This window comes from Mesorhizobium sp. WSM4806 (assembly GCF_055811635.1).
Window position 1 is genome coordinate 37238 of the sequence record NZ_JBVVQZ010000012.1, and the last position, 25283, is coordinate 62520.

At 58.9% G+C, this 25283-nt stretch carries 28 protein-coding genes and 1 pseudogene; 24 read left to right on the top strand and 5 right to left on the bottom strand.

From position 1 onward, the window contains the following. Positions 1 to 8 precede the first annotated feature (8 nt). The 17 genes from nifS (at position 9) to AC0L2M_RS18985 (ending at position 17145) form a co-directional block, all read left to right on the top strand. Complete coding sequence (nifS, locus tag AC0L2M_RS18905) at positions 9 to 1208, top strand: cysteine desulfurase NifS (protein WP_473535572.1); 1200 nt, start codon at positions 9 to 11, stop codon at positions 1206 to 1208. A gap of 147 nt (positions 1209 to 1355) precedes the next feature. Beyond that, positions 1356 to 2258, top strand: a complete 903-nt coding sequence (locus AC0L2M_RS18910) for a beta/alpha barrel domain-containing protein (RefSeq protein WP_473535573.1) — start codon at positions 1356 to 1358, stop codon at positions 2256 to 2258. Beyond that, entirely contained in the window at positions 2242 to 2619 is a 378-nt protein-coding gene (nifW, locus tag AC0L2M_RS18915) for a nitrogenase stabilizing/protective protein NifW (RefSeq protein WP_473535574.1), read from the top strand. The genes AC0L2M_RS18910 and nifW overlap by 17 nt, the downstream gene beginning before the upstream one ends. A 184-nt stretch (positions 2620 to 2803) precedes the next feature. Then, positions 2804 to 3652, top strand: coding sequence for an electron transfer flavoprotein subunit beta/FixA family protein (locus tag AC0L2M_RS18920; protein WP_473535575.1), 849 nt, complete (start codon positions 2804 to 2806; stop codon positions 3650 to 3652). A gap of 18 nt (positions 3653 to 3670) precedes the next feature. Beyond that, positions 3671 to 4780, top strand: a complete 1110-nt coding sequence (locus AC0L2M_RS18925; protein WP_473535576.1) for an electron transfer flavoprotein subunit alpha/FixB family protein — start codon at positions 3671 to 3673, stop codon at positions 4778 to 4780. A gap of 11 nt (positions 4781 to 4791) precedes the next feature. Further along, positions 4792 to 6099, top strand: coding sequence for an FAD-dependent oxidoreductase (locus AC0L2M_RS18930; RefSeq protein WP_473535577.1), 1308 nt, complete (start codon positions 4792 to 4794; stop codon positions 6097 to 6099). A 12-nt stretch (positions 6100 to 6111) separates the two neighbouring features. Continuing rightward, positions 6112 to 6411 (top strand): ferredoxin family protein, encoded by a 300-nt coding sequence (locus AC0L2M_RS18935; RefSeq protein ID WP_473457739.1) that lies wholly within the window; start codon positions 6112 to 6114, stop codon positions 6409 to 6411. Positions 6412 to 6580: 169 nt separating this feature from the next. Then, positions 6581 to 8338 (top strand): nif-specific transcriptional activator NifA, encoded by a 1758-nt coding sequence (gene nifA / locus AC0L2M_RS18940; RefSeq protein ID WP_473535578.1) that lies wholly within the window; start codon positions 6581 to 6583, stop codon positions 8336 to 8338. A 496-nt stretch (positions 8339 to 8834) separates the two neighbouring features. Next, the gene (gene nifB, locus AC0L2M_RS18945) at positions 8835 to 10316 is read left to right on the top strand and encodes a nitrogenase cofactor biosynthesis protein NifB (RefSeq protein WP_473535579.1); all 1482 of its coding nucleotides are present in this window, start codon (positions 8835 to 8837) and stop codon (positions 10314 to 10316) included. A 32-nt stretch (positions 10317 to 10348) separates the two neighbouring features. Continuing rightward, on the top strand, positions 10349 to 10543 hold the full coding sequence (locus AC0L2M_RS18950; RefSeq protein WP_008878193.1) for a 4Fe-4S dicluster domain-containing protein: 195 nt from the start codon (positions 10349 to 10351) through the stop codon (positions 10541 to 10543). Positions 10544 to 10632: 89 nt separating this feature from the next. After that, on the top strand, positions 10633 to 10953 hold the full coding sequence (locus AC0L2M_RS18955; RefSeq protein WP_065011137.1) for a nitrogen fixation protein NifZ: 321 nt from the start codon (positions 10633 to 10635) through the stop codon (positions 10951 to 10953). Continuing rightward, a complete protein-coding gene (nifT, locus tag AC0L2M_RS18960; RefSeq protein WP_040594248.1) occupies positions 10950 to 11162 on the top strand; it encodes a putative nitrogen fixation protein NifT in 213 nt (70 codons plus the stop codon). The genes AC0L2M_RS18955 and nifT overlap by 4 nt, the downstream gene beginning before the upstream one ends. 38 nt (positions 11163 to 11200) lie before the next feature. Next, on the top strand, positions 11201 to 12085 hold the full coding sequence (locus AC0L2M_RS18965; RefSeq protein ID WP_473535580.1) for an SIR2 family NAD-dependent protein deacylase: 885 nt from the start codon (positions 11201 to 11203) through the stop codon (positions 12083 to 12085). Positions 12086 to 12178: 93 nt separating this feature from the next. After that, the gene (locus AC0L2M_RS18970; RefSeq protein WP_473535581.1) at positions 12179 to 14041 is read left to right on the top strand and encodes an ABC transporter ATP-binding protein; all 1863 of its coding nucleotides are present in this window, start codon (positions 12179 to 12181) and stop codon (positions 14039 to 14041) included. After that, positions 14041 to 15945, top strand: a complete 1905-nt coding sequence (locus AC0L2M_RS18975) for an ABC transporter ATP-binding protein (RefSeq protein ID WP_473535582.1) — start codon at positions 14041 to 14043, stop codon at positions 15943 to 15945. Before AC0L2M_RS18970 ends, AC0L2M_RS18975 begins: the two co-directional genes overlap by 1 nt. Before the next feature lie 94 nt (positions 15946 to 16039). Next, positions 16040 to 16480, top strand: a complete 441-nt coding sequence (locus AC0L2M_RS18980; RefSeq protein WP_473535668.1) for a hypothetical protein — start codon at positions 16040 to 16042, stop codon at positions 16478 to 16480. Between the two features lie 215 nt (positions 16481 to 16695). Beyond that, on the top strand, positions 16696 to 17145 hold the full coding sequence (locus AC0L2M_RS18985) for a hypothetical protein (protein WP_473535583.1): 450 nt from the start codon (positions 16696 to 16698) through the stop codon (positions 17143 to 17145). A gap of 13 nt (positions 17146 to 17158) precedes the next feature. Here the strand turns inward: AC0L2M_RS18985 and AC0L2M_RS18990 are convergent, their stop codons facing one another. Continuing rightward, entirely contained in the window at positions 17159 to 17887 is a 729-nt protein-coding gene (locus AC0L2M_RS18990; RefSeq protein ID WP_473535584.1) for a thermonuclease family protein, read from the bottom strand. A gap of 343 nt (positions 17888 to 18230) precedes the next feature. Here AC0L2M_RS18990 and AC0L2M_RS18995 point away from each other — a divergent pair, with 343 nt between their 5' ends. The 7 genes from AC0L2M_RS18995 (at position 18231) to AC0L2M_RS19025 (ending at position 23243) form a co-directional block, all read left to right on the top strand. Then, positions 18231 to 18407, top strand: a complete 177-nt coding sequence (locus AC0L2M_RS18995) for a KTSC domain-containing protein (protein WP_473535669.1) — start codon at positions 18231 to 18233, stop codon at positions 18405 to 18407. Positions 18408 to 19524: 1117 nt separating this feature from the next. Further along, positions 19525 to 20334 carry an ATP-dependent DNA ligase gene (locus AC0L2M_RS19000; RefSeq protein WP_473535585.1) on the top strand — a complete coding sequence of 270 codons (810 nt, stop codon included), beginning with the start codon at positions 19525 to 19527 and terminating at the stop codon, positions 20332 to 20334. 17 nt (positions 20335 to 20351) lie between these two features. After that, entirely contained in the window at positions 20352 to 20852 is a 501-nt protein-coding gene (locus AC0L2M_RS19005; RefSeq protein ID WP_473535586.1) for a hypothetical protein, read from the top strand. Further along, positions 20849 to 21622, top strand: a complete 774-nt coding sequence (locus AC0L2M_RS19010) for a DUF1828 domain-containing protein (RefSeq protein ID WP_473535587.1) — start codon at positions 20849 to 20851, stop codon at positions 21620 to 21622. Before AC0L2M_RS19005 ends, AC0L2M_RS19010 begins: the two co-directional genes overlap by 4 nt. Next, positions 21619 to 21780 (top strand): hypothetical protein, encoded by a 162-nt coding sequence (locus AC0L2M_RS19015; RefSeq protein WP_473535588.1) that lies wholly within the window; start codon positions 21619 to 21621, stop codon positions 21778 to 21780. Before AC0L2M_RS19010 ends, AC0L2M_RS19015 begins: the two co-directional genes overlap by 4 nt. Before the next feature lie 34 nt (positions 21781 to 21814). After that, the gene (locus tag AC0L2M_RS19020; protein ID WP_473535589.1) at positions 21815 to 22750 is read left to right on the top strand and encodes a hypothetical protein; all 936 of its coding nucleotides are present in this window, start codon (positions 21815 to 21817) and stop codon (positions 22748 to 22750) included. A gap of 31 nt (positions 22751 to 22781) precedes the next feature. Next, positions 22782 to 23243, top strand: a complete 462-nt coding sequence (locus AC0L2M_RS19025; protein WP_473535590.1) for a hypothetical protein — start codon at positions 22782 to 22784, stop codon at positions 23241 to 23243. A gap of 36 nt (positions 23244 to 23279) precedes the next feature. On the opposite strand, the pseudogene AC0L2M_RS19030 reads toward AC0L2M_RS19025, so the two are convergent. The 4 genes and pseudogenes from AC0L2M_RS19030 to AC0L2M_RS19045 form a co-directional block, all read right to left on the bottom strand. Further along, positions 23280 to 24233 (bottom strand): annotated as a pseudogene (locus AC0L2M_RS19030) (IS1595 family transposase). Positions 24234 to 24344: 111 nt separating this feature from the next. Continuing rightward, the gene (locus tag AC0L2M_RS19035; RefSeq protein ID WP_473535591.1) at positions 24345 to 24602 is read right to left on the bottom strand and encodes a hypothetical protein; all 258 of its coding nucleotides are present in this window, start codon (positions 24600 to 24602) and stop codon (positions 24345 to 24347) included. A 245-nt stretch (positions 24603 to 24847) separates the two neighbouring features. After that, complete coding sequence (locus AC0L2M_RS19040) at positions 24848 to 25072, bottom strand: DUF5334 family protein (RefSeq protein WP_473535592.1); 225 nt, start codon at positions 25070 to 25072, stop codon at positions 24848 to 24850. Positions 25073 to 25132: 60 nt separating this feature from the next. Beyond that, positions 25133 to 25264 carry a YHYH domain-containing protein gene (locus AC0L2M_RS19045; RefSeq protein WP_367185466.1) on the bottom strand — a complete coding sequence of 44 codons (132 nt, stop codon included), beginning with the start codon at positions 25262 to 25264 and terminating at the stop codon, positions 25133 to 25135. Between the last annotated feature and the right edge of the window lie 19 nt (positions 25265 to 25283).

Below are 25283 nucleotides of genomic sequence, written 5' to 3' on the forward strand. Positions count from 1 at the left end.
CATAGCCCATGAAAGTTGTCTATCTCGACAACAACGCAACGACACGGGTCGATCCCGCGGTCGTTGAAGCGATGTTGCCGTTGCTTACGGATCAATTCGGCAACCCTTCGTCGGCGCACGGTTTTGGCGCCCTTGCCGGCGCCGCGTTGAGCAACGCGCGGCGTCAGTTGCAGGCGCTGATCGGCGCGGAGTTCGACGATGAGATCACCTTCACCTCGGGTGGAACGGAAAGCGACAATGCGGCCATTCTTTCGGCGCTCGAGGTGATGCCTGACCGAACAGAGATCGTGACTTCCGCTGTCGAACATCCGGCTGTGCTGACCCTCTGCGCTCATCTTGAGGAGACGCGCCGCGCTAAGGTGCACAGGATCCCGGTGGACCGCCATGGCCGGCTGAACGTCGACGCTTACCGGGCCGTCCTCAACCCGAACGTGGCAATCGTCTCGATCATGTGGGCCAATAACGAGACTGGTACGATCTTCCCCGTCGCCAAGCTCGCCGAATTGGCCAAGGAAGTCGGCGCCCTTTTCCACACTGATGCCGTGCAGGCAGTCGGCAAGCTCCCGATGGACCTGAAATCAACCGCCATCGACATGCTGTCGCTCTCCAGCCATAAATTTCATGGACCAAAAGGGGCCGGCGCACTTTTCGTCAAGCGCGGCGTCCCGTTCCAGTCCCTGATCAAGGGGGGTCACCAAGAGAGCAACCGGCGCGCGGGCACCGAAAACACGCCCGGCATAGTCGGGCTCGGCATGGCCGCCGAACTCGCCTTGAAATTCATGGATGATGAGACCACGCGGATAAAGTGGCTCCGCGACCGGCTGGAGAACGGGCTTGTCCAGCGTGTCCCAAACACCTTCGTCAACGGCGATCCCCTGGAGCGCTTGCCGAACACCGCAAACATGGCCTTTGAAGGTATTGAAGGCCATGGAATCCTGCATCTCCTCGACCGCGAGGGTATCGTCTGTTCCTCCGGGTCCGCCTGCACATCGGGCTGTGCGGAGCCAAGCCACGTGCTGAGGGCGATGAAAATGCCACATGGGGCGGTCCGCTTCTCTTTCGCGCGTGACAACGAACAAGAAGAGGTGGACCGAGTGCTAGAGGTCTTGCCTTCAATTGTGGAGAAGCTGCGCGACGCCCACAGTTCCGGGTCGAATATACGGAGCGCCGAAGGCCTTCAATGCGTACCGGGTCTCAGCGGCAGATGAACCGGCGTCCATTCATGAGCAGTCGGGTCTTTCTCAAGGATATTACCCTGCACGAGGGCGAGCAGGCACCCGGCGTTGCCTTGACGGTGTCGGAAAGCTTGCGATCGAGATCGACGCAATTGCGCCGTGGTCGCACGGAGTGTCCCGGTGCGGCTCACGGCATGGTGCCGGATGACCTCACGGGATCTCCATGCATCGGTCGAGAGCGGCGTCCGCGCCCTCAATCTGTCGTTGCCTGCATCGGATATCCAGCTTGCCACCAAGCTCGGGCTAGTCCGGGAACGAGCGCTAAAGCTCATCGAGCATATGGTCGGGCGCGCGGCCGCCAGCGGCTTTTTCCTCGCCCTGGGCTCTGAGGATGCTCGCATACCAGCCCAGGACTACCTCGCCCGCCTACTTAAAACGGCGGCGCGCGCCGGCGCAAGCCGCGTCAGCCTGGTCGATAGTGTCAGCGCCCTCGATCCCCTTTCGACCTTCGAGCTTGTCACCCCGCTCGCAGCGAAGTCTCCCGTCGACCTCGAATTCCATGCGCATAACGATCTCGGCCTCGCTAACGCCAACACGGTGGCCGCGATCCGCGCCGGCGCGCGCCATGCCTCGGTCGTCCTTGGAGTCGGCGAGCGCGCGGGCAATGCCGCACGCGAAGAGGTGGCCGCCGCGATGGCTGTCCTTCAGGAGGCAGATACCGAAGTCGGCCTCACCACATTGCCTCCCTTGCGGCCGGGAGACCTCGGGCGGGGCCGAGCGCCAGGTCGAGGGCCAATCCGGAGACAGTCAAGCCCATCCTGCTCGGGCCATGCGGGCCCTTGCGTCAGCCCACCTCGCTCGCTTCCAAGCGGGGCCGGCTGCCTCCATGGAGATCGACCAGTTGTACCGCGCGCCACGTCCGGCCTCGGCACCGGAGGCAGTTATGACGACGAGGCGATTGCCGCTGGCTCATCGCATTCGTTCATCAGCCCGCGGCTTTCGGGGCTGCATGTCGAATGTGCGACCAACGCACCAGAACCACCGTTTCCGACAAAGGGAGAACGCAATGAGTTGTTCCGCTGACAGCAGTCCCATCGACGTCACCAACATCCTCACGCGACTGAAAGGCCTGTCGTGCGCGGAGGAGTTCTTCGCTGCCCTTGGCGTCTCGTTTGATCCGAAGGTGCTCAATGTCTCACGGCTGCATATCCTCAAGCGTGTGGGCCAATACCTTGCCGAGGAAGATTTCTCCGGTCTGCCCGACCAGGTGATCGCCGCGCGCATGCGCGCCATGCTGGAACGCGCCTACGAGGAGTTCGCGCTTTCCTCGCCGCTCACGCACCGAGTTTTCAAGGTGCTCAAAGACCACAATCCGAACAAACCTCACACGCCAGGCCGCACATTCGTTCCATTCGACTCCGTCCTGAAGCGGTTCGGCCAATAAGCGCTACACAGTTGCGACGCGACAATGTCGACAAGCCGACAATTCGGGCACCGAAACCGGGGGGCCTCAGAAAAGGTCAATGCAATTTACAAGGAACAGACGTTCGCAAATCACTTGGCACGAATGATGCAAACAAGAACTCGCACCGCCAGCCCGCATCGGGATAACAGCGTAGAGAACGCCAATGCATATCGTCGTCAGCATCAAGCAGGTGCCGGACTCAGCACAGATACGAGTCCATCCGGTGACGAACACCATTATGCGCCAGGGTGTGCCGACCATCATCAACCCTTACGACTTGTTCGCCCTCGAAGAAGCACTCAGGCTGCGCGACGCTTATGGCGGGGAGGTCACCGTGCTCACTATGGGTCCACCTATGGCCGAGGACTCCCTGCGCAAGGCGCTCGGCTACGGCGCCGATCGCGCGGTGCTTTTGACCGACCGCTATTTTGCCGGTTCTGACACACTGGCCACCTCCTTTGCTCTTTCCCAGGCAATCGCGAAGATCGGCGAGACGTTCGGCACACCGGACGTGGTCTTCACGGGCAAACAGACGATAGACGGGGACACCGCCCAAGTCGGGCCCGGCATCGCCAAGCGTCTCGATCTCCTTCAACTCACTTATGTCGCGAAAATCGCCTCCATTGATCTTGCTGCAGGCGAGATCACGGTCGAGCGCCGTTGCGAGGGCGGCACCCAGAAGCTGAAGAGCAGGCTGCCTTGCCTCATCACCATGCTGGAAGGCACAAACGAGATGCGCCGGGGCTCGATCGAAGACGCGCTATGCGCCGCGCGCAGCCAGATTGTGAAATGGAGTGCGGCCGAGGCCGGTATTGAAGATCTCACCAAATGCGGCTTGCGTGGCTCGCCGACAGTCGTCAAACGCGTTTTTGCCCCTAGCGCCCGTTCGGAAAAGGCGGAGCAAATTGAGACCGCCGAAAAGACGCTGCGCGATGTCGCCGACGAACTGATTGGTGCAATCTTCACCCGCCAGCCGGCGCTGGAACCGGAACTCGCCTTCGAGGGCGCGTGACGGCAAGGAGCAGACCATATGTCGAGCACGAACTCAGACACCCCTCGCCAGCCCCCCGGCCGTGCCGGGATGAAGAAAGAGCTTCCTGAGCGTTTCAGGGACTATAGGCACGTCTGGGTTTTCATCGAGCTCGAACGCGGCCAGGTCCACCCCGTATCCTTCGAGCTGCTTGGCGAGGGCCGCAAGCTGGCGGACAAACTTGGCGTCCAGCTCGCGGGCGCTGTGCTCGGACCCCCGGGAGAAGCCACCCAGAACGCAGTCGCCGAGGCCTTCGCCTATGGCGCCGACCTCGTCTACTTCGTCGAGGCGCCGGTGCTCGCCGACTATCGTAATGAGCCTTTCACCAAGGCGATGACCGATCTGGTTGCTACTTACAAACCCGAGATCCTGCTTCTCGGTGCAACCACGCTCGGCAGGGATCTCGCCGGTTCTGTCGCAACAACCTTGCTGACAGGGCTAACGGCCGACTGCACCGGACTTGACGTGGATGCTGACGGTTCGCTCGCCGCGACTCGCCCGACTTTCGGCGGTTCCTTGCTATGCACGATCTACACGCTCAATTACAGGCCGCAGATGGCGACGGTGCGACCGAGGGTCATGCCCATGCCGCAGCGGGCCGACAGAGCGATCGGGCGTGTCATCTCGCACAAACTGTCGCTGGCCGAGGATGATATCGTCACCAAGGTGCTAGGATTCCTTCCGGACAGCCAGTCGGGCATTGCCAATCTCGCCTATGCGGATGTGGTGGTTGCGGGAGGGCTTGGTCTCGGCGGAGCGGAGAACCTGCAGCTTGTGAAGAGTCTCGCGCGAGTGATAGGCGCCGAATTCGGCTGTTCGCGACCGCTGGTCCAAAAGGGCTGGATGTCGGCCGATCGGCAGATCGGCCAAACAGGCAAGACAATCCGGCCGAAGCTTTACATAGCGGCCGGTATTTCCGGCGCCATCCAGCACCGCGTTGGAGTTGAGGGAGCCGATCTCATCGTGGCCATCAACACCGACCCGAACGCGCCGATTTTCGATTTCGCTCACCTCGGGATCGTCACCGATGCGGTCCGTTTCCTGCCCGCGCTGACCGAGGCCTTCACCCGGCGGCTATCACCGCACAGTCGCGACAAGCTTGCGAGCTAAGGGAGATGGAAATGATCAACGAAGAGTTCGACGCCATTGTCATCGGGGCCGGCATGTCCGGGAACGCAGCTGCTTACACCATGGCAAGCGACGGCTTGAAGGTACTCCAGTTGGAGCGAGGTGAATATCCGGGCTCCAAGAACGTCCAAGGCGCCATCATGTACGCGAACATGCTGGAGAAGATCGTCCCGGATTTCCGGGATGATGCACCGCTCGAGCGGCATCTGGTTGAACAGCGGCTCTGGGTGATGGACGACACCTCCCACACCGGGATTCATTATCGGTCGGACGACTTCAACGAGGTGAAGCCCAACCGCTATACGATCATTCGTGCCCAGTTCGATAAATGGTTTTCGCGCAGGGTGCGCGAGGCCGGCGCGACGGTTCTGTGCGAGACGACGGTGACGGAACTCGTCCGTGACGCCAAGGGCAAGGTGATCGGCGTCCGCACGGATCGGGCCGGCGGAGCGATTTACGCGAACGTAGTTGTTCTTGCAGAAGGTGTCTGCGGGCTGCTTGGCACGCGGGGCGGTCTTCGCAAGAGGCTGAAGCCGGAAGCGGTGGCGCTCGCAGTAAAGGAGATGCATTTCCTGCCCGAAGAGGTCATTGAGCAGCGGTTCGGGGTCAAAGGGAGTGAAGGCTGCGTGATCGAGGCAGTCGGCACGATATCCCACGGCATGGCCGGGCTCGGGTTCCTCTACACCAACAAGGAATCGATCTCACTGGGCATCGGCTGCCTCGTCTCGGATTTCGCCGCGAAGATGGAGAGCCCTTACGCCCTTCTCGACGCGCTAAAAAACCATCCTTCGATCCGGCCGCTGATCGCCGGTTCGGAGGTGAAAGAATACGCGGCGCATCTCATTCCCGAAGGTGGCTACAAGGCTATTCCGCAGCTCTTTGGCGACGGTTGGGTCGTTGTCGGCGATGCCGCGCAATTAAACAACGCCGTTCACCGCGAGGGTTCGAACCTCGCCATGACCTCGGGTCGCATTGCGGCTGAGGCTATCATCCAGGTGAAGAGACGCAACGATCCAATGACCAAACGGAACCTCGCCCTTTACCAGACGATGCTGGATAAATCATTCGTCGTCAAAGACCTGCGGAAATACAAAGACATGCCAGCTTTACTCCACACTAACGCCTGCAATTTCTTCACGACCTACCCGCGGTTGATGTCGCAAGCCGCGCAAAACTTCATGCGTGTCGACGGCACGCCAAAGATCGAAAAGGAAAAGGCGACCACGGCAGCCTTCATCAAGGCGCGCTCGCGGTTGGGGCTGGTCAGCGACGCGATCCGCCTGGCATTGGCGTGGCGATGAGGCACTGACGACATGACGAACCCAGGAACAGAATTACGTGTCGAAGACAAGCTTTACCAGAACCGCTATCTGGTGGACTCCGGCCGTCCGCATATAAAGGTGCGACCGCACAAGCAACCAAGCGCGAATCTGCTCGCGCTGACACGCGTCTGTCCAGCGAAATGCTATGAGTTGAACGACAAAGGTCAAGTTGAAATCACCGCCGATGGCTGCATGGAGTGCGGCACCTGCCGCGTTTTGTGCGAGGCCAGCGGCGAGATCGAATGGAATTATCCCCGTGGTGGCTTCGGCGTCCTCTTCAAGTTCGGATGATCGGCTTTGGCACCGTTTCGGCGGGTGTGCACCTGTGTACTCCCGAACTCGCGACAAAGCGCAATCTTGCCGGCACCATCTCGCCAAACTGCGGAGCGAGTGAACTTCCTGAACTGATGAAATGGCGCTTGGGAGGAGCACCCTGGACCACAACCGCTGAGGTGTTTCCATGGCTCACATACGGCCGGATGATCGGGTCAACGGAGTAGGACCTCGAGACACCTTCCGCAAACCCGCCAGTGATGGGATGTTCGAAGCAGATGACTGGCTCAGGGGAATCTACGAGGTGTCGAAGGCGTTGACGGCTCCCGCCCGGCTGGAGGTTACGCTGGCCAATGTCGCGAACACTCTCCCGTCGTTTGTGCAAATGCGTCATGGAGCAATCTTTGTCCTGGACTCTGAAGGTGAGCCGGAGATCGCCGCGAGTGCCGGCAGCGGCCCATCAGGCACTCACCCCATCATACCAAAGGCAGCAATAGATCAAATCGTCGCTACGGGCACGCGGCTCGTCATCGCGGACCTCAGCACGTCCGAGTTGTTTCAGGCCGAGCTTCAAGCACGTCCTGGTGTCAGTTCCCTCCCAATGGCCTTTATCGGCGTCCCGGTGAAGGCTGAGGACAGGATCCTTGGGACGTTGTCGATCGTAAGAGACAGCGCAAACGGGTCCCGCTACGATGAGGACATCTGCTTCCTGACGATGGTGGCCAACCTCGTCGGCCGCACTATTCGCCTCCATCGCGGCTTGACTAGGGATCGTGAGCGGCGCGTCGATGAGAGCTGGACAGCGGAGAATTCGTCCGATGAGGACCGGACCGACCCCGTCCCGCATGCACCCGCCAAGATGGATGGGATCATCGGGGAGAGCCCCGCACTCAAGCAGGTGCTCGAAACCGTCTCCATTGTAGCAAGGACGAATTCCACCGTGCTTCTGAGGGGCGAGAGCGGCACCGGCAAGGAGTTTTTCGCGCAAGCCATACATAGGCTCTCGCGCCGGCGGAGGAAGTCTTTCGTCAAGTTGAACTGCGCCGCACTGTCGGAAAGCGTTCTGGAGTCGGAGCTGTTCGGACATGAAAAAGGCGCCTTCACAGGGGCAATTTCCCAGCGCGCCGGCCGTTTTGAATTGGCAAACGGGGGAACGCTGCTACTCGACGAAATCGGCGAGATTTCGCCTGCCTTCCAAGCCAAGCTGTTACGCGTCTTGCAGGAAGGCGAACTGGAGCGTGTTGGCGGTACCAAGACGCTGCAGGTGGACGTGCGACTTATATGCGCCACCAACAGGGATCTCGAGTCGGCTGTCGTAAACGGGGATTTCAGGGCCGACCTTTATTATCGCATCAATGTGGTGCCAATCATCCTGCCTCCGCTCAGAGAGCGACCGGGGGATATTCCTCGCCTTGCGAACGCCTTCCTCGAACGATTCAACAAGGACAACCATCTCGAACTCGCCTTCGCGCCGTCGGCGCTCGAGTTTATCTCGCAATGCTACTTCCCTGGTAACGTCCGCGAATTGGAGAACTGCGTGCAAAGGACGGCCACGCTAGCGCGCTCAAGGACAATCGCTCCATCAGATTTTGCCTGCAACAATAACCAATGCCTATCTTGGCTCCTCTGGAAAAAAGCTGATCATTCGCTCAGCGGCAATACCGGCAACCAGCGCTTTCGAAGCAATATAATGCCCGCCGGATTGCCGATGCCGGCCGGGCGCTTCGGCGCCCCGCAGGATAACGTGCGACCCCATACTGCCGACCCTGCAAACGATCCCGCTCTCCCTGCAATAGGCCCGCGCCTGACGGAACGCGATCGGCTGATCGGCGCGATGGAGAAGGTCGGCTGGGTTCAGGCCAAGGCCGCCCGTGTCCTCGGCGTCACGCCACGACAGGTCGGATACGCTTTGCGCCGACACGGGATCGAGGTGAAGAAATTCTAGCGTTCTCATGACGTGGAGAACGAGAACACTGCGCCAGCTACGCCCATGTATCGGAGCCCGGGCCAAAGCTGCGCGAGTGTGTGATGCTGTCACACCCCTTCATCACCCGCCCTTGCCGACGTCTTGCCGATCGCAGAAAGGAGTCACCCCACTCTCCTGAATCGGAACCATGCAGACCAAGTGAGCAGTGGCAACTTCACCGCGGACGAGCTCGCCGTCGCCGAGAGCGACATCCTCGTCGGAAGACCGGTCGGGAGTTGTGCCGAGGGCGATCACGGCCGAGCGGTCGACGCGGGATTTCTATCTTGAACTGATGTCCGGCCGGGTCGTCTTCCTCACCTCCTAACATAGTTCTGTTAGGAGTCCGACAAAGCTATGTCGGAGCAACTCCATGATATCCGACGCGCAAAGCCAATTCGTGAACTAGCGCCACCTTTTCAGTTGGCATTGCTCTTGCGCTTCGAACCGCGACGTTAACCTGTAACGGAGCCCTTCAATGGCCGCACCGGTGATTTCAGTTGAGAGCCTGACCGGCGCGAGGTTCTCCGACCAGTTGCTGGTGAGCGCGAAGTCGGGTGGCTGCGCATCTTCCTCCTGCGGGTCGTCGACAAGGCCGGACGATGTGGATCCGGCCATTTGGGACAAGATCAAGGATCACCCGTGCTTTTCAGAAGAGGCGCACCACTATTTCGCGCGCATGCACGTCGCCGTCGCGCCGGCCTGCAATGTCCAGTGCAACTACTGCAATCGCAAATATGACTGCGCCAACGAAAGCCGGCCCGGGGTTGTCTCGGAAAAGCTGACGCCCGATCAGGCGGTACGCAAGGTTATCGCGGTCGCCAACGAAGTGCCGCAGCTTTCCGTGCTTGGCATCGCCGGACCGGGCGACGCCTGCTACGACTGGGAGAAGACGAAGGCAACGTTCGAACGCGTCGTCAGGGAAATCCCCGACGTCAAGCTCTGCGTCTCTACGAACGGGCTCGCGCTGCCGGACCACGTCGACGAGCTTGCCGACATGAATGTCGATCACGTGACGATCACGATCAACATGGTCGATCCGGAAGTCGGCGCAAAGATCTATCCCTGGATCTTTTACGACCATCGCCGCTACGTCGGCACCGAAGCCGCCAGGATTCTGCACGAGAGGCAAATGCTTGGCTTGGAGATGCTGAGCGCGCGCGGCATCCTCACTAAAATCAATTCGGTGATGATCCCTGGCGTGAACGACCAGCACCTGGTTGAGGTGAATGAGTGGGTCAAGCAGCGCGGCGCGTTCCTGCACAACGTCATGCCCCTGATTTCGGACCCTGCGCACGGAACGCACTACGGACTGACCGGTCAGCGCGGCCCAAATGCAATGGAGATGAAGGTTCTTCAGGATCGTCTTGAAGGCGGCGCCAAGTTGATGCGCCACTGCCGGCAGTGCCGGGCAGATGCCGTCGGCCTGCTGGGCGAGGATCGTGGCCAGGAATTCTCACTCGACCAGATTCCCGGCGAGCTCACCTACGATGCCGGCAAGCGCGAAGCCTATCGGGAGCTGGTCACGGACGAGCGCCGTGATCGCCTGGCAGCCAGGAGCGAAGCGATCGGAATGGTCAAGACAACGAGCTCCGGCAAGTCCCTCCTCGTTGCGGTGGCGACTAAGGGCGGCGGCCGCGTCAACGAACACTTCGGCCATGCCAAGGAATTCCAGGTGTATGAAGCGTCGCCGATAGGGATCAACTTTATCGGGCACCGCAAGGTTGAGCAGTATTGCCTCGGGGGTTGGGGCGAGAAGGCCACTCTCGACGGGGTCATCGCTGCGCTTGAAGGCGTAGACGTAGTGCTTTGCGTCAAAATTGGAGATTGCCCCAAGGATCAGCTCGCGGCCGCCGGTATCCGAGCAACCGACGCTTACGGCCATGACTACATCGAAACGGCAATCAGCTCGATTTACGCCGCCGAGTCCGGCGTCCAGGCACTCGCCGCGACGGCCTGAACCTATCTCATTTACTCGAATCAGGAATCAAAATGGCTTTCAAGATCATCGCATCCCAATGCACACAATGCGGCGCCTGCGAATTCGAATGCCCGTCGGGTGCGATCAAGTTCAAAGGCGAGAGCTACGTGGTCGAGCTGCAGAAGTGCACCGAATGCGAGGGAGCTTTCGACACGCAGCAATGTGCTTCGGTGTGTCCTGTGCCGAAGACCTGCGTTCCTGCCTGAGTCCACTCGGTACCCACACAACTGGCTGCCCCGGGGAATGCCTGCGCGCCTCATCAATGACACTAGCCTCAGAGAACCAAGGAACCGCCATGCGGCTCGCACGCGAACAGGAGGTGGAAATCCGCAGACCTCCCCAATTTCAGCCGGGAGAGCGGGTCCGTGCCACTCGCCACATTAAGAATGACGGCACCTATCCTGGCAGGGAGATCGGCGAAAATCTCGTGCGCAAGGGCGAAGAGGGTTATGTGCGCGACATTGGCACGTTTCTACAGCAGTTCTTCATCTACGCGGTCGAATGGATCGACCGTGGGACGGTCGTCGGCATGCGAGCGCGTGAATTGACGAGCCTCGACAAAGCCGACGCTCCCTGCAGTGCCGAAGAAAACGCCAATAAAGGAACGGCCGCATGAAAGTAATGATCCGCAGGACCGAGGCCGGGTTGTCGGCGTATGTCCCGAAAAAGGATCTCGAGGAGCCGATTATCAAGTTCGAGAACCAGGACCTGTGGGGCGGGGTCGTAACGCTCAGGAACGGTTGGCGGCTCCTCCTTCCCGATCTTCCGCCGCATACGCGTCTGCCGATCACCGTCGAGGCAAGGAAGCTTTCCGACGGGGACTGATGCCGCCCGTCAATGAGAGGCGTCAAGAGGAAACGAGCATGAACACGATCCCGACCTCGGGCCACCTAGTCGTCGTCCGGGACAGTTTTGCCCGAAAGCTGCTTGAGCTGGCCAGACGAGCGTTAGTCTCCGATGAGGTGATCCCGTATCTCGGTCCGGGTCTCCTCCGGCTCAGCTCTGCTGAGCCGCCTGTGCCGTGTACCCCCGAAGCCGTTGCCGAGGCACTCAACACGCGGGCGCCAGCCCCCTCGAAGATCCGCACCAATATGTGGTCGGTCGCGCAGTTCATTGAACAGCGCCGGCATCGCCGCACACTTCAAGCTTGGATGACTGATATATTTGCGGGGCCGGCGGCGCCGAGCATCCTCCACGCCTGGCTCGCAAAACTCCCGCTCTCCCTCATCATCGACAGCTGGTACGAAGGCGCCATGCGCGCGGCGCTGGCAGAGGCCGGCCGAACCGACGTCGTCGAGATACAAGGCGTTACGCGGGCGAACGAAGTTGGCGACATTTGGACCAGAACTTACGACTTGTCGGGAAGGGAACTCCAGGCTGGAGCAGCGACGAAGACGGTTCTCTATGCGCCACATGGCAGTATTAGGCCGGCCGCAAATTTCCTCATCGCCGATTCCGACTATGTCGAAGCCCTGACTGAAATCGATATCCAAACGCCTATTCCTGACGTGGTCAAGGAACGACGCGTCGACCGGGGGTTTTTCTTCGTCGGCTGCCGCTTCAATGATCAGATGCTGCGCACTTACGCCAGGCAGATCATGAAGCGCTCAGAAGGCCCCCGTTACGCGATAATGGACGGGCAAACGCTGACCAAAAACGAAGCCCGTTTCCTTGCGGCGAGCGGAATCACGGTGATCGACATGTCGGCGAGCGAAGCCGTGGCGCAACTCGCCAGATCAGCATCTTGAGCCGATGGTGGCCAGGATCAACTTGGAGGGACGTCTTTGATGTGAGTCGACCGGCTCGCTTCCGAAGGCGCAAAATTCAGTCGGGGGCACTCGGTGGGCAGTGATGCTGTTGGCACGACCTCTCTCAAATCGTCCGCTCATGTAAAAGCGGCGGGGTGGGGCCGGGGCTTGAGCACGCTACTGCGCATTACGCGCATGAATTTGAGGCACCCGTGGCAGGTCGCGTTAGCTATCGGTTCGACGATGGTAGCCGTAATCCTGCAGTTGCTCATTCCCCAGCTTCTCGGCCGGGCTGTCGACCAGACCCAACTAGCCATCGGGGGCGGTGTCACGGTGACGGCTGCAGAACAAGCCCTCTGGACTCCTGCTCTCCTGCTGCTCGGCGCGAGTACGCTACGCGGCCTCTTTACGATGGCGCAAAACTACTTTGCCGAAGCCGTCGGGCACCACGTCGCGTACGAACTGCGGCTTGCTTGTTACGACAAGGTCCAGCGCCTGAGCTTTTCCTTTCACGACCGGGTGCATTCAGGCGACCTGATCACCCTCGGCATCCTCGATCTCGACGGCGTGCGGATGTATTTTTCCACCGCCCTGGTTAGGTTCTTTCTGCTCACCATGCTGATCGGGATAGGCGCCTGCATGATGATCTCAACCGATCCGGTGCTCGGTTTGATCGCGCTGAGCTTCGTGCCTTTCGTAGCCTGGCGATCGTCGGTCACCCAGCTTAAGCTACGCGCCATCTGGCTCGACCTGCAGGAGCGGCTTTCCGTCCTGGGCCGCGTGATGGAGGAAAATCTCGCGGGCATCCGCGTTGTCCGGGCGTTTTCGGCACAGGCTCATGAGATGGCGAAGTTCGACATCGCCTCGACAAACGCGCTCGAACTCGCGCACGAGCAGGTTGACGTGTACGTGCCCAACACGTCGGCAATGACCCTCGCCTTCTTTGTCGCCATGGGGTTGGTCCTCTGGGTCGGTTGCGACAAACTCATCGCCGGCCAGATCAGCGTTGGAACGCTCACGACGTTCCTGACGTTCATGACGATCCTGCAAATGCCCGTCCGCCAGATCGGACTGATGGTCAACGGCTTCGCCCGCGCTTACACTTGCGGTTCGCGCCTCTTCAGTCTGCTCGACCAGGACATCACGATCGGGGATGCTTCCGGTGCAAGACCGCTCGAGATAGGTGAAGGCACTCTGCGCTTCGACAATGTCTCGTTTGCATATCCCGGCACCGGAAACCGCGTCATTCTAAAGAACATTACCTTCTGCGCCCGTAGGGGCGAGACGATCGCGATCGTGGGTCCGCCGGGTTCTGGCAAGTCGACTATGGCTCACCTGATCCCCCGCTTCTACGACGTCACTGGTGGCACCATCATGCTTGACGGGCAGGACATCCGCGGGGTCACCCTCGCATCGCTTCGCAAGGCGGTCGCGGTCGTACAGCAGGATGCATTCCTGTTCACAACCACGATCGAGAACAACATCGCTTATGGCGATCCCTGGGCGAAGGAACAGCCGATCGAGCGCGCTAGCGAATCCGCCCAGTTGCACAATTACATTCTCGGCCTCCCCGCAGGCTACAAGACGGTCGTCGGCGAACGTGGCGCCTCTCTCTCTGGCGGCCAGCGTCAGCGTCTCACCATAGCTCGCACGATGATGTTGCGCCCATCAATCGTTGTTTTCGACGACTCAACGGCCGCGATCGACGCCGCCACAGAGCAGCGCATCCGCGCGGCGATACGGCGTTTCGCCAAGGATAGGGTGACGATCATCATCGCCCACCGGCTGAGTTCACTCAAGCACGCCGACCGGATTCTGTTTGTCGACAACGGCGAGATCGTGGAACGCGGCACCCATCAAGAGCTTTTGGCCAAGCGAGGACGCTATAAGGCCCTTTATGATCTTCAGTTGCGCCCGGGAGATGACATTGCGACCACGTTTGGAGGCGCGCCCTGATGGCCAAGCGGCACGCCAACGAACTCGAAATCGAACCGAATGATAGCGGTAGACGCCCTCCGCGCGCGGTCGTCGGGTCCCATCGCATCGAGGAGGAGATCTTTGGCCGGGCTTTCGACAAGAACATCATTCGCCGCATATGGGCCTTCGTTCGTCCTTACCGAGCCATGGCGGTCGTCTCGCTTGCCGCACTGCTGATTTTCACTGGCACGCAGCTTCTCATCCCGCTGATCATCCGCTACGCGATCGACCACGCCATAACTCCGGTAGGCGCTGATGCCTCCGCCCTGCTCGAGGCCGCCATCGCGTTTGCGCTTGCCATTCTGGTTAATTTCGGCGCCGCCTACGCGCAAGAAACCGTGGTAGGGAAAATGGCCGAGAACGTCCTCTTCGACATCCGCCGCGCCATGTTTGTCCATCTGCAGAAGGTATCGCTCTCCTTCATGGACAAGACCGAGGTAGGACGCCTGATGTCTCGCCTTCAGGGCGACGTCAACTCTATCCACGAATTTCTCGAAAACTCGATCTACTCCGTAGGCGACATTGCGCTTCTCTTCGGCATCATCTTCGTAATGCTGTCGGTCAACTTCAACCTCGGCTTTCTGACGCTCTCGGTCTTGCCGGCCCTGTTGATTATCCGCATCGTGTGGCTGCCGCGTGCCCGCGAGGCCTTCATGGCTGCACAAGAGACCAATTCAGTCGTCAACGGCGCATTGGCCGAAGCAATTCAAGGCGTCCGAACCGTCCAGTCCATGGACCGCCAGTACGTCAACTTCGTATTGTATGACGACAAGGCACATGCCGACCTCACGACCCACCTGACCGCTGCCAAATATGCACAGGTCATGGTCCCGATCGTCGATGGCCTCACCGGCCTCGCTATGGCTGTAGTCATTGTGGTCGGCGGCTCCATGATCATGAATGGCCGCGTCGATGTGGGCGTATTGGTTGCCTACATATTCTATATCCAACGCTTCTTTGACCCAATTCGCTCACTTACTCTGCAATATTCCGTCATGCAGCGCGCAATGGCCTCCGGCAAGCGCCTGACCGATGTGCTCGACGTCAGGATCGAGGTCCAGGACAAACCGGATGCCAGGATCCTTGCGCCCGAAATGGACGGCTCGGTCGAGTTCAGGAGCGTCACATTCGGGTACGATCCCAAACAGCCGGTGCTAAAAAACGTCTCTTTCCGGGTCAATCCCGGCGAGACGGTCGCCTTGGTCGGGCCGACCGGCTCTGGTAAATCGAGCGCGATGGCCCTCGTCCACCGCTTCTATGATGTTCAGCAAGGCCAAGTGCTGGTTGGCGGACATGATGTGCGCGATCTCACCCAGGAATCGCTCGGCACTCAGATCGCTATGGTGCTGCAGGAGCCGTTTCTGTTCACCGGGACGGTTTTTGAGAATATCCGCTACCACAAGACGGAAGCCACGCGGGAGAAGGTGATCGAGGCCGCCAAGGTGGTCGGCGCCCACGACTTCATCATGAGACTTTCCGACAGGTATGAAACCCAACTCGGCGAACGCGGCGGCAACCTTTCTCTCGGCCAGCGCCAGCTTGTCAGTTTCGCCCGCGCTCTCGTCGCCGACGCCAAGATCCTTGTTCTTGACGAGGCCACCGCCAACATCGACAGCTACACGGAAATGCTCATCCAGAAAGCTCTCAGAAAACTCCTGGAAGGCCGCACCGGGCTTGTCATCGCCCACCGTCTCGCCACAATCCGTGGTGCCGATCGCATCATCGTGCTTCAGAACGGCCAGGTTATTGAGACCGGCAACCATGACAAACTGATGGCTATGGGCGGGCTCTATTCCAAACTCTACAATCTGAACTACTCGTCATTCGACGACATTCCCGAAGAGGAAGCCGATCCGACCGGACAAGCCGCCTCTCGTACCTGATGCTCCTTGAGAGCAGTATCTGACCGTCCAGGGGCACCGGCGAAAGCGCGGACAGCGATTGCGCTAAATCCCGGACGGCCATGGGAACCTGATCATCACAGGCCAGACCGGAACCGGCAAGTCGTGGCTGGCCGGCGCCTTCGGCCGGCAAGCAGCAGGGCTCGATCGTTTCGTGCTCTATGTGCGCGGGCCCTGTGGGAGGATTGCGCTCGCCCATCTCGATGGACGCTTCCCACGCCTCTTCGACAAACTCACCCACGCGCGCCTGCTCGTCCTCGATGGCCCACTCCCCTACCGGCCAACAGCGCTCGCATCTGTTCGAAATCGTCGAGAAACGATATTGCCGCACCGCCCATGTCCGGTGGCCAGACGGCATTACCTCATCGCACACCCACCGTCGCCGACCCCATTCTCGAACCGGATCGTGCATAACGCACACCGCACACTGCGTGGTGCTCCAGGGCGACAGAATGCGGAAAGCAAAAAGGCCGCGCCCCTAAACCGGCCTCAAACCGGCGAAAGCAACCATCCGTGAACGCAAAAGGCACCCAAGGACGGTCGCCGCCACTGCCCGGAGATTGGCGAAGCACTGTCCGGCTTTTGCGAAATGCGCATCGATGCCCAATCGGCACAGTTCACCAGGCAACATGGAGCTCCCAGGTTTAGCGTCGAACCGCCTGCTTTGTCCTCACCAAGTCATCTTAACCGAGCCGGACTTCCCATGACCTTCGCCCTGCGGGAACATCTCGAGTGACCACGCTGCCAGCGGCGACGGCCGCAGCGCTGTCGATTTTGAAAGAGCTAGCAATTGTCCCTCGAGGCCCGCTTGCACGCCAGATCGCAGCAATCGAAACGTCAATCGCATCAAGAAAGGTGGTGAGAAACCCATCATCAGCCGGCAGCCTTCGGGCACGTTTGGAATCGGCAAAGCGAGAGATCGTAATCAATGACGATAGCTTGGCCACCTGGGTAACGTGTTGCGCGGCCGTCACATCCTTGTTCGGGCTGGCGGCCCTATATTGGTCGTTCTACGCTGCGGTGGACCAATCTTGCATGGGCGAGCCGCTTGCTCTCTTTACGACCATTGTGCATTTCGTTCCCCTCCCATTGGCTATTCTAAGCCTCTACGCCACAGCCCATTTTGTCTATAAAGACGTTTGGCAAAAGACCAGTTTGCTTAAGCAAGACGCACTCGCATAACACTTGGCTGCCTCTAACACAGCGTTTCGCATGCAACTCCGTCGCCATCGCGGTCCAGCCTGCCACCCCACGGACAGTTGCTGAGATACCACTGGGCTTCATCGCATGAGCTGATTCGCGAGCAAGTCCGCCGCGGCTGGCACGAGTAACTTTGCACTACCTGTCGGCTGATGATGCCGAGAGGCTGGCTGACGGCCGGTCGGGCATGGTCCACTTGCTCAGCGCGCCAATCCCATGGCGGCTCGAACTTGCCAGCCCAAAGACCGACCTTCGCCGCCTTGGCCTTCGCCTGCTGCCCTGCATAGCCGCCTTGGCTGTCACGGGGCCAGTCGAGCGCCTGGCCGTTCTCCACCAGCCACGAGGCAACGCTTTTCCCGTCGGCCCGCGAGCAGTCGGCAACAAAGCGGCCGTAGCGGTCCCAAGCGACAAAAGTGCACCGGGCCGGCCTCGAGGCTGCCAGCAAGGTGTCAAGGGCGGCGGCGGACTTCGCACCGCACTGGTAGCGGAAGCCCTTGGCGTCATCGTACTGTTGCGCGGCCTCCGGGGCGTCGATTCCACTGAAACGAATACGATGTCCGCGGATTTCGATCGTGTCGCCGTCGATTACGGAAGCAACACCCGCTATCGGAGCGGGAGCCGGGCCGATCCATTTCACTGCTTCTTGGAAACCGTCGGTGTGCTGCAGGAAGTACTGTGTCGCGAATGCGGCCACTGCCGCGATGGTCACATACACCAGCCGCATGGGCACGCCCGAGAGTAGTCGCGCACGATACCCCCTTAAGCCAGCGCGCTTCCTCCACTGGCCAGACCGATTACTATATCGAGATTTGTCCAAGTTCCCGCTCCCTCGGGAACAATGCGTTCTTTGCTCCGGAGAGTCCAGTGGCCCTTCACGGTCGCGCGGACAGGTCCGTGCCAAGAGCGTTCGGCTTCGTGGGGCACGAAGCCATTGACCTCGTGGTCGCCGGGACCACCTTCCTGGGCCTTGCGCACCCCCAACAAGGAACGCGACGGCCCACCCGATCGTTGACGTCTTTTGGTCGAGCCGCCGTCATGCCATCCCTCGATATGCAAAACGGAATACGATCCGGACAGCAGAATCCTTTCGGTGTGGCTCGGCGCCGGCGGCAAACGATAAGTTTGAGGACGTCCCACCGGAGACCTTTGCCGCGTTCAGGGCCGCGTTTGCCAAGGGCCGCTTCTTCAATGACCCCATCCGCAATCACTTCCGCTACCGTCTGGCTGGCCCCGCGGTCGGCTGAGCAGCATCAGCGGACGATCTCTCTTTTGGCGGTGAGGCGGCTCATTCATCGCGGCTCCCCGGCCCAGCCCTTTGCGAGGCAAGGTCGGACATCGGAACGAAAGGCGGATTCGCGAATTTCTACTGCTAGATAATCGGAATCGTCGCCCATGAGGCTCTCGACCCTCCACCTTGAAACTGCGAGATACGGCGATCTATATCGCGCGGAAAGGCTTGCGCGGTTGAGGCAGCAAATGATCCGGCACATTAAGCGCACTGACGCCTCGGCTCAAAAAGTCGAGCAAGCGCTGGCTAGTCTGGCCGAAGCAAACGCACCCATGCACCGGCTCGCGCGGCATCAGTAGGGCCGCGCATATGTGCGCTCACGCCCGACGACGTAAGGAACGAGGCTGCTGCCAAGGAGGAGGGGCTGCTACGCTCCTCTACCTAGCACTCGATACTTCCAACCGCCGGTTGGTAGACGCGTCCTGACGGCGTGCATAGGTTTTCGGTTCACCGGGCACACTACCCCCGCCCACACCCCTGTGCCTGGTGAACGACTGAGAAGTCTCGCCCGCGGTGCCGAAAGGTGCGGCGGGCTTTTTTGTGTTGTCCGAGATGTCCTGAATCGTATTAGTTGCGCAGAATATTTTGGCCGGAGGGGGTGGTATGCCGATTAATCGAAAGGCTAAAGAATTTGGCGTCTTCAGTGCATCCGAAGTAGCTACGCTGGGCCGCGTGTTCGACCGGCTCAAGAGGGAGGGCGACTCCGAACATCTCCGTGAGGCTCTCGCGTCTCGGATCCTGGCAAATTATACGGCCGGTATCACTGACGAGGACGAACTTGTCTCAGCGTCAAAGCTGCCGTTGGGTCGGTAGGCGCAACGCAAATAGGTCCTGCTTTCACCGCCTTTTTCGAGCGGAGGCCATCGATCCCGCGTGTAATGGGCGCTGGCCGGCCTGTTTTGTTTCCGCAGCCCTGCGGAATCACGTTCCGTTCACTCTGGCTAATATAAGCTTGGTGCCTAGAATCGAATAAGTGCGTAAAATTGTAAGTACCGGCGTCGGCCGGCTTGAATTCATTCCGCCGATGATGCCTACCTTGGTCGCCAAGCCGCCCCAAGGCGATGACTGGATGCATGAAGCCAAATTCGACGGCTACCGCTCGCAGATCATCATCGACGACCCGCCGCGGGCTCGACTGGACCTCCAAATACCGCGATCTGGTCGAGGCAGCCAAAGGTCTCAACGTACAGAACGCCATCATCGACGGCGAAGTCGTCGTCTTGAATGAGGCTGGCCTTTCGGATTTTGCCGCGCTGCGCAAGGCCATCACCAGGCGCCAGCATGACCTCTATTTCGTCGCGTTCGATCTGCTGCATCTCAACGGCCACGACTTGCGCGACATGGCACTTGAGGATCGGCGGGAAATCCTGGCCGGCCTTATAGGGGCTGACAGCCGCATCCAGTTTAGTGAGACAATGCCGGGCGAGGCAAATGCGATCTATCATCTGATCGACGCGGCCGGCCTGGAGGGGATGTTATCGAAGCGTCGAGACAGCAAATATCGCGGCGGCCCGACCACCAATTGGCTGAAAACAAAGTCCTTCACCGAAAGTGAGCTCGAGCTTCTTGGCGTCGAACGCGAGAGGGGCAAGCCGGCGTTTGCTCTAATGGCTGAGCCAGGCACCCGGAAATATGTTGGCAGTGCGTTCGTGAGCGTCAACCGCGAGATGCGGGAGCGGCTTTGGAACCGAGTGCAGGGACATGCCGGGCCACCGCCCAAGGACATGCCAAAGCGACCGGCAACGCAATGGGTCGAGCCGGGGATCAAAGCCCGTGTGAAGCACCTCAGGGGCGAGGCAGACCTTCGGCACGCTTCGCTGCAGGATTGTTTGAAGGAATTTAATCCCAATTATATACTTGACAAAGTAAGGGTAATTCCTTAGCACTTTTAGGCTAAGGGATGACCATGGATTTAAGGGGGCTGATAGGGGCAAAGAAGTCTTCGGTGGAAACCGGAGAATGGAAACGCGGGGAGATCCCGCGTTCCCGTTGGCCGTCTCGCAGGGCAAAAGCCAAGGCGTATAAATATGGGCCGTCCTATCAGTGGCGCATTATCACGTTCAGTGCTGAGGGCCACGAATGTCGTGTCTTGCTCCTCTTCAACGAGAGCAGGCAGATATTCCGAGCGACGTTCGGCGTGATGATGGGTGGCGATACGATCAATGTCTGTGACTACGAATACCATGCAAGCGAACCGGGCTGGCATTGCCACGCCCGTTGCGGTGATCTCGGGACGATAAACCCAGCGGTAAACCGCTTTGGCGGTATGCGCCTTCCCAAAGCTGGCAACTTTCATCGTCGCGGGGAGTTCACCTTTCGAAAGGCTCCGCTCACCGTTGTCAGCGCCTTCAATTGTGCGCTTTCTCTTTTCAAGCTTGATCGCGGGGAGGGTCTGTTTTGAAAGCCGAACTCTGCCAAGCGTTTTGTAACGACATTACCGTCACGCAGGTGCCGGCTGGCTTTGTCGTGAGCACGGCCTTCAAGCGCGATGATGGCGACCGAGTGGCGTTTTACGTGATCGAGGACGCCGGCGATAATGTCCATTTGGAGGACGATGGCGCGACTATCCAGCTTTTGGAGGCTGAGGGTGTAGAATTCGAAACCGACACCCGCCGTAGGGCTCTTGAGAGCCTGTTGGGCGGCGTAGACGCTTACTTTGACAGCGACACCGGCTTTATCAGAACACGTTCGTTCCCGAGCGGGGAGATGGCCGGTCGCGCCTTGGATTTTGTCGGCGTCATGGTGAGGATGAATGACTTTCTCCTACTCACTCAGGAGAAGGTTGCCTCCACTTTTAAGGAAGACGCTGCAGCTCGCATAAGATCGGTCATTGGTGATCGCGCAAAGATCCGAGAGAACGAGCCAGTCAGTGCCAGGTTGGCGGAAGTGAAGCCGGACATGGTGATTGAGGCACCCAATCGCCCGCCAGTGGCGATTTTCTTTGGCAACAGCCCTGCCCGCGTAAATGACGCGATATTCCTGCATTTTGCCGCTTTACATGAAGTGAAGCAGGACTTGTCGATAGTTGCCCTACTGGAAGAGGACAATTCGATTTCTTCCGAGCTTCGCCGTAGGGCAAGCAACCGATTGGCTACCGTCCCGGTATTTAGGCAGGATGAAGAGGCAGCTGTGGGGCGAATAGCGCGTGAGGCTTTGGGATTGGCAGCATGACCACCACCAAGCGCACCAAGGAAACCGACGACGAGAAATTCAACGAGACGCTAAGGCGGATGCTGAAGACGCCGCCTAAGCCGTCGAAGGCAGTCAAAAAAGAGACCAAGAAAAAAGCATCGCCCGACGATAGCAAGCCACTGTCAAAAAATCATTGAGCATGTTACTTCCTCCTCAAATGGGGGGACTAGCATGGCCAAGGCACGGCTCAAGACTGTTGTATACAGGCGGGCCATGTGGCTCGATGGCCACGATCCAGCGAAGACGCTAGAATACTATCTGCGAGAGGCACATAAGAAGTTGCCTAAGATTGGCCAGCGCAAATTTCCGCGCGCAGACGGGCGAATAATCAAAGGCAACAAAGCAAATCGCAATGCGGGTGGTGGCCTATTACTTCATTTGGTTGCAGGAACTCCAGGCGACCATGCGAGCACGGTCCCTGCCGCAGATGACGATCTAGAAGAATTTGAAGTTGGCACTGCTCCGGCTCCCGCCAAAAGGGATTACATGGACGGTGATGTCTTTGCCCTAGTGCGCGGGAATGACGTATTCCTATGCTCTACAGTGCTCAAAGACGGTTCGTTCTCGACATACTGCCACCAGCTTCTCAAGAAGGCCGATATCGATGACGAGGCCGATCAATTCGAGCTTCAAAATGTCGGGAATATCGACAAGGTGAAACTTATCAAAGCACAAGGCGTAAAGGCGGTCGAAATGCGCACTACGCTTTATGAAGCCAGTATAAATTACGTCGACCGGAAGGGCGATACGGCAGGTGCTATGGGAGCAGCGTTCAAGCATTTGAAAGCGCTGTTTGGAAATGGCGTTCCTATGGATCTAGAGAATGTGAACGTGTCCCTGTCGCTCTCGTTTGACACCCGGAGGAAGGAAGGGCGCGTAGTCGGTAGGAAACTAATGGATAGCGTCGCCCGCGACGTTATCGAGGACGAGGACGACGATTATGTAATCGTGACTGGTGACAACCAGAGGATAAGCCAGAAAGAGGTCTTCATCCGTCGAAAGGTGACGATCGAGCGTCACGGAAAATCGGTATTGCGGGACAGCGCCTGGAAAGCGCTTCGCAAGTTTGAAAGCGACTTGCAAGCGTCTGGCATAGTGACGCAATAAGATGCGAGCTCTATTTATTGGGTTCGCTTTCTTGGCCGGATTTTTGGTGTCTCGCCATTGGGGACAGTATGTCGTAGACAATGAGGCCGCGATAGGAATTTTTGTAACTGTGTATACTGTACTCGCAGGATTTTTGGTTGCGGTGATAACAGTCTTGGGCGACCCGTCGCTATTGCCGTCCGGTTCCTGGAAGTCAGCGGAGGGTCACAGGCAGGCGATAGAGGATAGACTAATTCGCCATACTTGGCTGTTCGTGCTCTATCTATTGACAATAGGCGTAATTTTTGTCGGAACCCTTCTCAGCAAGGCGCCTGAAGCCGTAGTATCTAGCGACACAAAGTCCATCATTGCCCATATTCATTTGGCATTGGGGGTGACGGCGTTCATACTCACGCTGGGGATGCCTAAAATGCTGATGGATGTACAGCGGAAGCGCGTTGATGCCGAAATTGACCGTCGCCGCTCTGAAGCTGGCATCAAGGACGATAGTTAGCCTTTCGTCGCATACGCGTCAGCTTTCGCCTTCTGCTTAGGCGATACTGGCTTCACCAATCCGCCATAGGTAAGGCGCTTACCTTCGATCATGGCAAGCAACTGGTTATGGCGTTGGGTGTCGGTCACCTTAAGCTCTGTGCGGCGATTGTAGCGGAAGTCGAACTCGGCAAGGAGCGGTGCAGATGAGCCTCGCCGCAGTGCTGGTAGACGCCAACCATGCCACGCTTGAAGACCGAGAACGTGTTTTCAATCGTGTTGGTGTGGACGATGCGATCGGCTTCGTAGCGAACGTACTCCCCGCCAGTGTGCTTGACGGTAGCGTGGTCCGCGAACTAAGGTCGGTGAGCGGATAGCAATTGGACTCGTCGGTCATAAGGGTCGATTAGCGGTCGGCATTGCGGACCAGCATATCGCGGACAGACGCCTTCGTAGCGCGTTCGACATGGAAGGAACGGACTTTGCCGCCGCGTTCGACCAGCGCCAGGATGGAGCGCTTGGACGAATTGGAGGGCTTACCGCGAAAGGTGCGCTTCTTGATCGTGTCCTTGGGACCAAAATAGGTTTCGTCGGCTTCCACAATCTTGCCTTCACCACCAAGCGGGCCAGCGGACTTAACGTCTTCCTTCACGGCTTCACGAATGCGGTGAGCCATGAACCAAGCGGTCTTGTAGGTGACGCCAAGCATACGGTGCAACTGGTGAGCGCTCATGCCCTTCTTTGACGAAGCCATAAGGAACGTCGCCAGAAGCCACTTGTTCAATGCGATCTTGGAGCGCTCGAAAACGGTGCCGACAGTGACGGTAAATTGCTCACGGCACTCCATGCAGTTGTACAGGCCGGGACGATGCGCCTTGCCTTCCATTTTGGTGATACGGTCGGGATTGGCATTGCCGCAATGCGGGCAGTTAGGACCATGCGGCCAGCGCTGCGCTTCCAGATGGATGCGAGCGGCGTCGGCGTCTTGGAATATCGGGCTGTCGAGGCGCATTTGGCTAACTCCTTGGAACCATTTATCCCAAGTGGCGCTTACTTTGTCAAGTATATAATTGGAACATATTCCTACGCGCACAGCAAGGTGCGACGTGAGAATTTCCCAAGGCTAGTTCTCTGCCTCAAGCGATTTTCGCGCCAACTGCCATTCATCCCACACATTATCAGGATCAATGTCGTCGTAGCCCCGAGCTTCTATGACTGTCCGATAGCCATGCGCGGGCGTCGCGATGGACGGAGCCTGATCTCTGATTTGTAGGACTTCTCTTTCCGTTAGGGGCACACCCTTTTCCCGTTCCGCAGGTAGAAGAGTCGCTACCAATGCCGGGACCGGGACAATGAATAATTCTTCGGCCCAATCAGTCATCGGCTGTCGCTCCCGTCGCGCCACGACCGGAGCTTTAAGTCTTCCCTGCGGCCGATCATCACGAACCTAGACGGGCCGGCCGCTTCTCATCATGGCACGGGCCTTCTTCCATGATTCCAGGCGTCATGACGACTAGCTCGCCGGTGATTGCCGACGGTGCTTCTATAAATCGTTGAACCGATGGCCGGCAACAACTGGCAAGAAGATATCGCGGCCCGCTGCGCCAGCGCAGTTGATGAGCGAGATCAGTCGTCTTCCATCTCAAGAGTCCGATACTCGCCGCTTTCGTTGTCGTAGACCTCGACTTTAACTGTCGATCCGTGTCGCCGGATACTTTCGACGGTTACGTCTCGATATTCGCCAGCACCACTATCAAATATTTCGATGTCCCTGCCCGTCCTGACAAGATTACCCTTGCCAATCAACAGACTCGCCAGTCGTCGTATCCGTCCCATCCCAAGCATATGCATCGGACGCGCCCAAAACGAGTCCGATTGCGAGCGCAAAACATTTGATCATAGTAAGCCGCCCTAATGGCAGTGATATTGGCCAGTTTTATGATTCGTATGGCAGCCGTTTGAGTCTGTTCCGCCGCCATGGCTGAACGCCGGGGCAACGCTATAGGCGCCAAAAAGAACACTAAGAAAAATCAGATATTTCATTCCGCCCTCCCAAGTAGAT

What these genes read in the sequence shown, in the direction of transcription:
- nifW (WP_473535574.1), top strand. Translation starts at nt 2,242, where the DNA reads ATGAGTTGTTCCGCTGACAGCAGTCCCATCGACGTCACCAACATCCTC.
- AC0L2M_RS18990 (WP_473535584.1), bottom strand. Translation starts at nt 17,887, where the DNA reads ATGCGGCTGGTGTATGTGACCATCGCGGCAGTGGCCGCATTCGCGACA.
- AC0L2M_RS19005 (WP_473535586.1), top strand. Translation starts at nt 20,352, where the DNA reads ATGACCATGGATTTAAGGGGGCTGATAGGGGCAAAGAAGTCTTCGGTG.
- AC0L2M_RS19045 (WP_367185466.1), bottom strand. Translation starts at nt 25,264, where the DNA reads ATGAAATATCTGATTTTTCTTAGTGTTCTTTTTGGCGCCTATAGCGTT.
- AC0L2M_RS19035 (WP_473535591.1), bottom strand. Translation starts at nt 24,602, where the DNA reads ATGACTGATTGGGCCGAAGAATTATTCATTGTCCCGGTCCCGGCATTG.
- nifT (WP_040594248.1), top strand. Translation starts at nt 10,950, where the DNA reads ATGAAAGTAATGATCCGCAGGACCGAGGCCGGGTTGTCGGCGTATGTC.
- AC0L2M_RS18925 (WP_473535576.1), top strand. Translation starts at nt 3,671, where the DNA reads ATGTCGAGCACGAACTCAGACACCCCTCGCCAGCCCCCCGGCCGTGCC.
- AC0L2M_RS19000 (WP_473535585.1), top strand. Translation starts at nt 19,525, where the DNA reads ATGAAGCCAAATTCGACGGCTACCGCTCGCAGATCATCATCGACGACC.
- AC0L2M_RS19020 (WP_473535589.1), top strand. Translation starts at nt 21,815, where the DNA reads ATGGCCAAGGCACGGCTCAAGACTGTTGTATACAGGCGGGCCATGTGG.
- nifS (WP_473535572.1), top strand. Translation starts at nt 9, where the DNA reads ATGAAAGTTGTCTATCTCGACAACAACGCAACGACACGGGTCGATCCC.
- AC0L2M_RS18950 (WP_008878193.1), top strand. Translation starts at nt 10,349, where the DNA reads ATGGCTTTCAAGATCATCGCATCCCAATGCACACAATGCGGCGCCTGC.
- AC0L2M_RS19015 (WP_473535588.1), top strand. Translation starts at nt 21,619, where the DNA reads ATGACCACCACCAAGCGCACCAAGGAAACCGACGACGAGAAATTCAAC.
- AC0L2M_RS18955 (WP_065011137.1), top strand. Translation starts at nt 10,633, where the DNA reads ATGCGGCTCGCACGCGAACAGGAGGTGGAAATCCGCAGACCTCCCCAA.
- nifB (WP_473535579.1), top strand. Translation starts at nt 8,835, where the DNA reads ATGGCCGCACCGGTGATTTCAGTTGAGAGCCTGACCGGCGCGAGGTTC.
- AC0L2M_RS18935 (WP_473457739.1), top strand. Translation starts at nt 6,112, where the DNA reads ATGACGAACCCAGGAACAGAATTACGTGTCGAAGACAAGCTTTACCAG.
- AC0L2M_RS18965 (WP_473535580.1), top strand. Translation starts at nt 11,201, where the DNA reads ATGAACACGATCCCGACCTCGGGCCACCTAGTCGTCGTCCGGGACAGT.
- AC0L2M_RS18920 (WP_473535575.1), top strand. Translation starts at nt 2,804, where the DNA reads ATGCATATCGTCGTCAGCATCAAGCAGGTGCCGGACTCAGCACAGATA.
- AC0L2M_RS18930 (WP_473535577.1), top strand. Translation starts at nt 4,792, where the DNA reads ATGATCAACGAAGAGTTCGACGCCATTGTCATCGGGGCCGGCATGTCC.
- nifA (WP_473535578.1), top strand. Translation starts at nt 6,581, where the DNA reads ATGGCTCACATACGGCCGGATGATCGGGTCAACGGAGTAGGACCTCGA.
- AC0L2M_RS19040 (WP_473535592.1), bottom strand. Translation starts at nt 25,072, where the DNA reads ATGCATATGCTTGGGATGGGACGGATACGACGACTGGCGAGTCTGTTG.
- AC0L2M_RS18975 (WP_473535582.1), top strand. Translation starts at nt 14,041, where the DNA reads ATGGCCAAGCGGCACGCCAACGAACTCGAAATCGAACCGAATGATAGC.